Annotated in this window: 4 protein-coding genes; all 4 read right to left on the reverse strand. The window is 64.8% G+C overall.

Annotation, left to right across the window (positions count from 1 at the left end):
* From VGH98_15955 to VGH98_15970, 4 genes are read right to left on the reverse strand one after another with little or no spacing between them, the layout of a single operon-like run.
* Window positions 1-492 carry a hypothetical protein gene (locus VGH98_15955; protein HEY2377473.1) on the reverse strand — a complete coding sequence of 164 codons (492 nt, stop codon included), beginning with the start codon at window positions 490-492 and terminating at the stop codon, window positions 1-3.
* Entirely contained in the window at window positions 489-3,008 is a 2,520-nt protein-coding gene (locus VGH98_15960; GenBank protein HEY2377474.1) for an ADOP family duplicated permease, read from the reverse strand. Before VGH98_15960 ends, VGH98_15955 begins: the two co-directional genes overlap by 4 nt.
* A complete protein-coding gene (locus tag VGH98_15965) occupies window positions 3,005-4,312 on the reverse strand; it encodes a hypothetical protein (protein ID HEY2377475.1) in 1,308 nt (435 codons plus the stop codon). Before VGH98_15965 ends, VGH98_15960 begins: the two co-directional genes overlap by 4 nt.
* A gap of 7 nt (window positions 4,313-4,319) precedes the next feature.
* The gene (locus VGH98_15970) at window positions 4,320-8,078 is read right to left on the reverse strand and encodes a TonB-dependent receptor (protein HEY2377476.1); all 3,759 of its coding nucleotides are present in this window, start codon (window positions 8,076-8,078) and stop codon (window positions 4,320-4,322) included.
* Window positions 8,079-8,343: the final 265 nt, after the last annotated feature.

Below are 8,343 nucleotides of genomic sequence, written 5' to 3' on the forward strand. Positions count from 1 at the left end.
TTAATCGAATTCGAACCCGGGCTTGGTCTGCTCCACGCCGACGCGGCCGCGCGCGATCTCGGCGCGCGCATAGTTCTCACCACGCACCGGCGCGCCAGCGATCCGGCGGAGCATCGCGATCTGGCCTGTGTGCGTGAGCGCGTCCGCGATCGGTCCCTGAAAGAGCCGGTCGACTGACGTACCGAGGGGCGCATCGCTCGCGAGATACTCGTCGAAAGCCGCGAGGGCCGCGAAAAAACGGGCACAATCCGCGTCCCACGATTGCACCGGCGTGTTCTGCCAACGCTGCGCTCCCTTCGCCATCGACAGCGCCCAGTCGAGCAGGTCGCCCATATGCGCGAGGATCTGCCCTGGCGTACGACTCCCCGGACTCACCGCGAACGCGGCGAAGTCCGGTGGCGCGTCGCGCAGCGCCTTCCCCGCTCGATAGGAGAGCGTCGCGACAGTATGGCGAAGTAGCTCGCGCGCCGGGTCCGGTGACGCGTCCGTCATTCGGCCTGAAGCGTGACGCTCGGATTTACTCGCGCCGCACGCAGTGCCGGCAATGCCGCCGCCGCGAGCGCGACGACTCCGAGCACGCCGCTGATGGTCAGTATGACGCTCACGTCGCGCATCGACGTGTCGAAGAGCATCGATTGGACGAGTGGCGTGAGCACGATTGCGGCGATGGCGCCAAGCACCGCGCCAAGGGCGACGAGTCGCAGTGCGCCGGCGACAATCAAACGTCCAATGCTCGGTGCGGTGCCGCCGAGCGCGAGCCGGATGCCGATCTCGCGCGAGCGCTGTGTAACCAGGTACGATACGACCGCGAACAATCCCACCGCCGCGATCACCAACGCGAGACCGCCTAACGCGGAGAAGAGCGTCGCGCCCAACCGCCACGGGCGAAGCTGGGGATCGAGAAGATCTTCATAGGGCTGCACGCGTGCGTACACGGGCGTGGGACTCGCCCCCTGAATGAATCGTTGCACCGCTGATATGATACGCTGCGGGTCGCCCGCGGACCCAACGAGCATCGCGTCCACCTGCGACGCCGCATGCATGAACGGTTCGGGCTGCTGGCCGAAGGGCACATAATACTGCATCAGCCGCGCTTCGTTGCCGGTGGGCTGCAGCGAGCGCACGCGCGAATCGCGAACGACACCGACAACCTCGCGACAGGGAAGTGTCGCGGGCGCGAGCGGCGACGGTTCGCCTGCCGACGGATCGAAGCCTGCACGAATGCACTTCCCAATCGCGCTCTGGCCCGGCCAGACGGTGCGCGCAAATGTCTCGTTCACGAGCACGACGAGCGGCGTCCCGCGGCCGTCGCGAGCTTTGAATAACCGGCCCTCGCGCACCGAGACGCCCATGAGATCGAGGTATGCGGGCGTGGCCGCGTACATATATGGAAGCTGTCCGCCGATGCTCGGCGGCTCGGAGCGCCCCGGAACGCTGATCGGCGGCACGTTGAAGTTGCCGAAGGGCATCCCCTGCACGATCGTCGCGCCCGTGACGCCGGGCACCGTCGTTAAGCGGTCCGCCAGCACCGTATACAGACGGTCACGCTCACTGCCGATCAGCGTCTCGCGAAAGTCGAACTCCACGAGGAGGAGACGCGCCGTGGAGAAGCCGAGGTCCTGCGCCTCGAGGCGTTGCAGGCTACGCACGAAGAGGCCCGCACCGAATAGCAGTACCGTACAGAGCGCAACCTGAACCGTGATGAGCGTTCGCTGAATGCCGAACCGACCGCTCGCGCTCCGCCCGCCCTGCAGCTCGGCAGCCACGTCGCGACGCGACGCTTGCGCGTAAGGCGCGAGGCCGGCGACAAGGCCAGCAACGGCGGCAGCGGCGATCGCGACGACGAGCGCACTCGGCTCGATGAATTGCTCGGACGGCGCGAGGTCCGGAAGGAGCGTCACGCGCACGAGAGCAGCAGCCCACTTCGCGACGAGGAGCGCGGCCGCCGCACCCAACGAAGAAAGCAGCCATCCCTCGACGAGGAGCTGTCTCGCCAGGCGCGCCCGTCCCGCCCCAAGGGCGAGACGAACCGCGATCTCGCGTCGCCGGCGCGCCGCGCGCAAGAGGAGCAGCGTCGCCACGTTCGCGATCGCCACGAGCAGTACCACGAGCGAGACGCCCGCGAGCCAGCGCGCGGTTCGCGTCTGTCGCGGCGATGCGCCGCCGTCCGCAAGCAGCGGCTCGACGCCGGCCGAGAGAACCTGATCGTCGCCCGAGTGACTACGCAGCGACGACGTGAGCATCCCCATCGCCGCGGGGAGCGCCTTGCGATCCCGAATGCGCACGATCACCGAGACGAAGTGAATGCCCTGGCTCGTCGCCCACGGCGACTCGTCCTTCCGCTGGGCGACGGTGAGTGGGACGAAGACATCCACCGGTGCGAGCGCGTCGCCGCTGAAGCCGCGCGGGGCGACGCCGACGATGATGTAATCCTGATCGTCAATCGTTATGTGCTCGCCAAGCGCGGTTGGCCTGCCGCCATAGCGACGCTCCCAATACGCGTGGCTCAAGACGGTGACGGCATTGCCCGTCGGCAGCGCATCGTCGTCGTCGTCAAAAAAACGGCCGAGCGCGGGTCGCGTTCCGAGCACACGGAAGTAATTCCCGGTCGCGGCGATCACCGAGACTTCGGCCATTTCGGCGCCCCGGCCCGTGGTGAGTCGCTCGGAACGCGAAGCAGCGACGGCGGCGAACGCATTCTCCTGTGCGCGCGCGGCCTGGAAAGCGGGATACGACATCGTCGTCATCGCATACCGCTCGCCGTCGATCGACGTTGCTTCGACATGGAGCCGGCCTAACGACGATGGATCATTGACTCCCGGCGGCGCCGAGAGCATGAGTCGGGCGACGAGACTCACCATCGCCGCGTTGGCCCCGATCGCGAGCGCAAAGGTCGCCACGATGCCAGCCACCAGGGCCGGCTCGCGACGCAACGACCGCAACGCGAACTGCAGATCCCGGCCCGCGCCCTCCAGCAGACCGCGCGCCGTCTGCCGATTCGCGATCATCGCAAGAGCGCCCGTTCGAGAGTCATCGTCGGCGTCGGGCCGCTCGTGTCGCGCGTGACGAGATACACGGAGCCGTCCGCGCCGAAGCCGATGATCGTGTGGTTGGCGGGAATCTGCACGTGATCGACGAGCTTCCCTTCATGGTTTATGACATCATAAACCGGCCCTCCAGGAATCTGCTTCGTCGGGATCGTACGCACCCAGATGTTGCCCGACGCATCGCCCCGCACCGAGTTGGCGAAGAACGGCGGCTTGTAATCCGGTAGCTCGCTCGGCGAAACAAAGTTGACCTGCGCCTGTGAATTGAACGTTCCACCGCCGGCGCGGCCGCCATCCGGTCCCATCTGAATGACCATGCGTTGCCGGCCACCGTCGGAGTTGGCGCCTGCGGGCGCACCCGCCGGCGTCGGCGCGGCGGGGTTGCTGCTCGCCAATCGCTCGCGCGCCGCTTTCACCGAATCGATGAATGCGACCTTGTCCTCGTCGGTGAGCCGCTGCCAATCGAATGGGATCTTCGGCGCCGACGTCTTGCTCCCGTCGGCATTCGCGAAATCGATGTGATAGTCGCGACCACGCACGAACGCAACGGAACCATCGGAGAGGACGGCCCAGTCGTCGACGACCGGGAGCGGATTCGACTCCATCGACATGCGCACGTTGCCCTTGTCATCCTGCGAGACTTGCACGTTCAACTTCGGGGTCTTGATGACGCCAACGGTGTCGAGCCGACGCGTCGCCAGGTCCACGCGCACGATCATCGCCGAATCGGGCGGTGACGGCGGCAGCGGCAGGCCGTTGCTCCCCGTCGGCGGCGGTCCGGTGCGTGAAACGCGGAATGGCGCTCGATAGACGAGCCGTCCCTTTGCATCGAGTCCCGCCGAGCCGCCCTGTATGCCGCCAAGCATGCCGGCGTCCTCGCTCCGCGGAAGCGCCATCACGCGCGACGTCATCTTGCCGCTAGGATCGATCACCATCATCGACATCGACTGCGGATCGACGAAGAGTGTCGAGTCGGCGCGATAGGGAATGATGCTCGCGATGCGTCCCGAGTACGCGGTTGCGGTCGCCGACGTCGTGTCGGCGACGACGGCTAGCTGCGCGAGCGACGAGTCGAGGAGCACGACCTTCCGGCCTACCATATCGTCGACGAGGAGGCGCCCGCCGGGGAGCGCGCGCACCGCAACGATGGCGTTGAACGATACCGCGCTCTTCGCAGTGATCGCTCCCAGCTGCCGCATCGGCGGCTGTTGCTGTGCGCCTGCGATAGAGGGAAGGAGAATCAGAATTCCGGCAAATCTATTCATAAGATGCTCATGGTCTGGAAATAATTACCTGCATCCGTCCACCACCGTCCGACATCGTCGCGCCTCCCATCGAGGCCGCGGCCGAGCCTGGGAGCATCGGCGCACCGGTGAAGCTCGCCGTCCCCGACCGAATCGACGCCAGATAGCGTGGCTCGAGGTAGCTCGCAACGAACGCTGGAAGCCTTCGTTGTTGCTCCGCCGTGAGGATTTGCTTAACGGAGGGCACGAGCTGCGCCAGCAGGTCCACCGACGCGTGCCGCGCCGATAGGTAATGATCGTACGCCTCGCCTTGGTCGTAGTGGTTCGGCAAATCGCTCAGATACTTCGCCACCGGCGCCCAGATCGAATCGATCCGCACAGTGTACCATCGGTTGATCGAGGCAATGCTGTCCGCCTCCTGGGCCGTGAGATGCAAGCTGTCCTGCTGTCGGAGGATCTGCGCCATCGGATTCGGCACGCCGGCCTGACTGTACATCAGCCGGAGGAACTGCTCGGGTATTTTCTCTCCCTCGGTGCGCCGGCCGCGATCGAGCTGCGACGTGAGCGCCTGCCGCTCGCGTGTCGGTCCCACGTCGAAACGCAGCATCGCGGTGAGCGTGACTGGGAGTCTGAAAGCGCTCAAGGCCGGCAGCGTCGCCCCAAAACGCTGGTTGACCTCGTAGATGTACCGGCCGCCGTTGTTCGGGTCGAAGCCGCGCACATATAGCAGCGACTGATCGGGCGTCACCGGCTGTCCCCAGCCATGCAATCGGTTCGACCCGTGCATGATCAGATCGGCGGCGCCCAAGGGATTGGAAAGATTGAACGAGAGCGTCGCGCGTTGCGGCATCCGCACGCGCATCGGATTGAAGGTGAAACTCAGGTTGGCCGTCGACGTCCACGGACCCTCGCAGCTGTTACGTGCGGCCAGATCGCCGAGCTGCTTGCGCAGACAATCGCGCGCCGCGCCCGAGCCGTGGTCGAGTAACGACTGAATGCCAGCCGCCACCGTCGGATCTGCCGAAGCATCGCCGGGCCGGAAGATGTAGGCGCGATCGTTCGCATAGCCATCGCCATTCACGTCGCTCGCGATCAGCGGTGTGAACGGGGTTCCCGAGCGGAACTGCCCGTACCAGCTCACGTTCACGGTGTTGAAGAAGTTATAACCGAGCGTGTAGACGATCTGGTGCCGCGAATCGAATGAAGACCTCCCCCACGACAGATCGAGAGGATCCCCAACCGTGCTGCTGAATCCGTGCACCCGATCGCGCACGTTACCGTACACGTACGAAAGGCTCCACGAGTAGCTCGTGCTGAAGCTCATCGGCGAGAGACGCAAGCTCATCTGCCGGCTCTCCGACTGCAGGTCCGAGCGCAGCTCGGTCACGCGCGAAAAGAGTGGCGTTACCCGCGCGTCCGCCGAAGCGATCAGTCCCGTCGACGGGACGATGCTGCTCGGTTGCACGTAGACCGGTCGACTAGCCTCGTTGCTCAAAGCGAAGCCGTTTGACGGATTGAAGTTGAGGTCGACGAATCCCGCCTGATCGAGGTTGCGCGAATAGACTCCTTCGATCGTTGCCATCAACCGGTTGCCGAGAACCGGTCCGTTCCATTGCAGGTTCGATCGCACGCTTCGGGGCGCGGCGAAATCCTTGGCGAAGAGGAACACGTTAGGCGCGCTGTTCGCGAATACGCTTCCCGTCGTTCCGTCGGCGCAGGTTGTCGGAATCGTGGAGAGGTCGTTCTCGTACTGCGTCCAGTTGGGCGTCGGCGTCGCCGGCCCCACACAATTGACCTGCTGCACCGCGCCGGGCAGTCCCGTGTTGTCGAGCGCCTGGCCGAGGAGCGTCGTCGACGGCGCGTTCTGGAACAACCCAACGCCGCCGCGCACGACCGCGCGTGGAGTCCGCGCCGCCCCGTCGAAGCTCGCGATCTGCGGCGCCGTACCGTATGTCCACGAGAAGCCGAGCCGCGGACTCGCGTACAACCGGTTCGGCGCGTGATCATTGCGTACCCCGAAAATGTTCTCGACGTCCGGATTCAATACCGGCTCGGACATGAACCGATTTCCATCGAGCCGAACGCCATACTGAATCTGCAAGTCATTCGTCGCGCGCCACGCGTCGCCGAGTGAGACGGCGCCGACGACCTGACTGGTGCCGCTGTTTCGGGGCGAGAGTTGGCGCGTGAACGACGCCGGTTGATCCGCGGCGAGATCGGCGAGCGAGAGATACGAGAACGTGCCGAGGAGGTTCGTCGTCTGGTTCGACGTGTATGCGTCGCGTCGCAGCTCCGTCGTCAGCTTGAGCCGATGCTTGTTGCTCGCGCTGAACCAGGAGAGTTGATTCATCAACCCGACACTGGTGTTCGTTTGTGACGTGTTGAGTGATTGATTACCGCCAAAGGAAAGAGATTGCAGGCCGTTTGTACCATCGTTGAAATCTGAATTCACGATCACGCGGCCGCTCGGCAGATCGAGATACGGCGTGCCGAAGCTGTGCGAACCGCTGACACCGACCGTCGTCTCCTCGAGCACGCCGAAGCCGAAATAGCTGTTGTGTCGCGCCTGCAGGCCGCCGTTCCATGAACTGCGATCGCCCGTGCTCGCAGGGAGCGACGTCGCGCTACCGCCTATCGGCGTCTGCTTGTTCCAGCTGCCGTTGAAGGTGAGGCCGAACGCCTGTCCCGTGTTCGACGTCGGCGGCGCGAAGTCGATGCTGCCAAAGAGCGAGCCCTGATCGCTCGTGCGGTCGCGTGGAATGCGACCGACTGCTACCGGGACCTGCGCCTGATTGAGAAGACCGAGGAATCGCGCGACCGAATCCGCTGCCACGCCTGCCGTCTCCAGCCCGAGCGCATCGGTGTTGAGCAAATTCTGATAACCATTTGCGCGACGTCCGAACTGATAGGCGACGTTGTAGAACGCTTTGTCGGGCACGATTGGACCGACAGCGAGTCCACCGAGCGAGACGTTGCTGTACTGCTGTCCGAGCGCCTGTGCCGCCCGGTCGGTCCATTGCATCTGCGGTGCGTCGACGTTCAGGCTCATGCCCCGCGTGACGAAGTTCGAGCCGGGGCGCGTGCGGATCGAGAGCTGACCGCCGCTGAAACCGCCGCGTGAGACGTCGTAGGGCGACGTCACCAGGGACGTCGCGACCGCCGCATCCCGTGGCAGGTTCGACCCGCCGAAGCTCATTCCGTTGAGCGTCATGTTGTTCTGATCCGCTCCCAAGCCGAGCACCGAGAAACCGTTCGGGTCCCCATTCTGTCCCGGCACGAGCTGGACCCCCGGCAGCGTCGCCGCCATCGCCGCGAGGTCGCCGAGATCTGCCGGCGGCAATGCGGCATTCGTGACGGGTCGTTCCGTGCCCGAGATATCTGGGGGCGTATCGTTTCGCGCGACTTTCTCGCGCGGCGCCGTCACCTTCATCGCCTCGAGGTTCACGGCAGCACGCGTCAGCTTGGCATCGGCGACGAGTATTTCCTCATCGGCCGTCCGCTTCACCTCGAAGCGCTTGACGGCGAATCCCAGCGCGGCGAACGAGACGATGTAATCCCCTTCGCCATTGGGGAATGTGACGGTGAAGCGACCATCCTTATTGGTGCGACTACTTCGGCTCACGTTGCCGGAGAGCGACGTCGCCGTGACCTTGGCGCCTTCAACGGCAACGCTATCCGGACCGATCACTCGGCCACGAATGACGTCGGCTTGTTGGGCGTGCATTGGCTCGGCACCGAGGATCGCACCAACCAGCGTGGCGGCGAGCAGGGACAGACGAAAACGCACGGGATCATCCGTGGCTGTGGGGACGTCATTGGACCCGGGGAAGAGGGTAAGGGTTTACCGCGGCCGCGCTGGCCGCAAGTCCCGATTGGTGCTTCGCCAGAATTTCGGGAAAGCGGCGAGCCGTAGGAGGCCGCTGACACGGATATTGAGAGCACGCCCCTGACTGCTACTGTGGAAGTGTCATCAAACCACAGGTCACAGCCAGGAGCGGCCCTCATGAAAAGGACAGTGAAGAATGTCGGGCTGGATGTGCATCAAGCTACAG

Source organism: Gemmatimonadaceae bacterium (assembly GCA_036496605.1).
GTDB lineage: Bacteria > Gemmatimonadota > Gemmatimonadetes > Gemmatimonadales > Gemmatimonadaceae > AG2.

Coding starts and splice junctions, on each gene's coding strand:
- VGH98_15955 (HEY2377473.1), bottom strand. CDS start 492: ATGACGGACGCGTCACCGGACCCGGCGCGCGAGCTACTTCGCCATACT.
- VGH98_15960 (HEY2377474.1), bottom strand. CDS start 3,008: ATGATCGCGAATCGGCAGACGGCGCGCGGTCTGCTGGAGGGCGCGGGC.
- VGH98_15965 (HEY2377475.1), bottom strand. CDS start 4,312: ATGAATAGATTTGCCGGAATTCTGATTCTCCTTCCCTCTATCGCAGGC.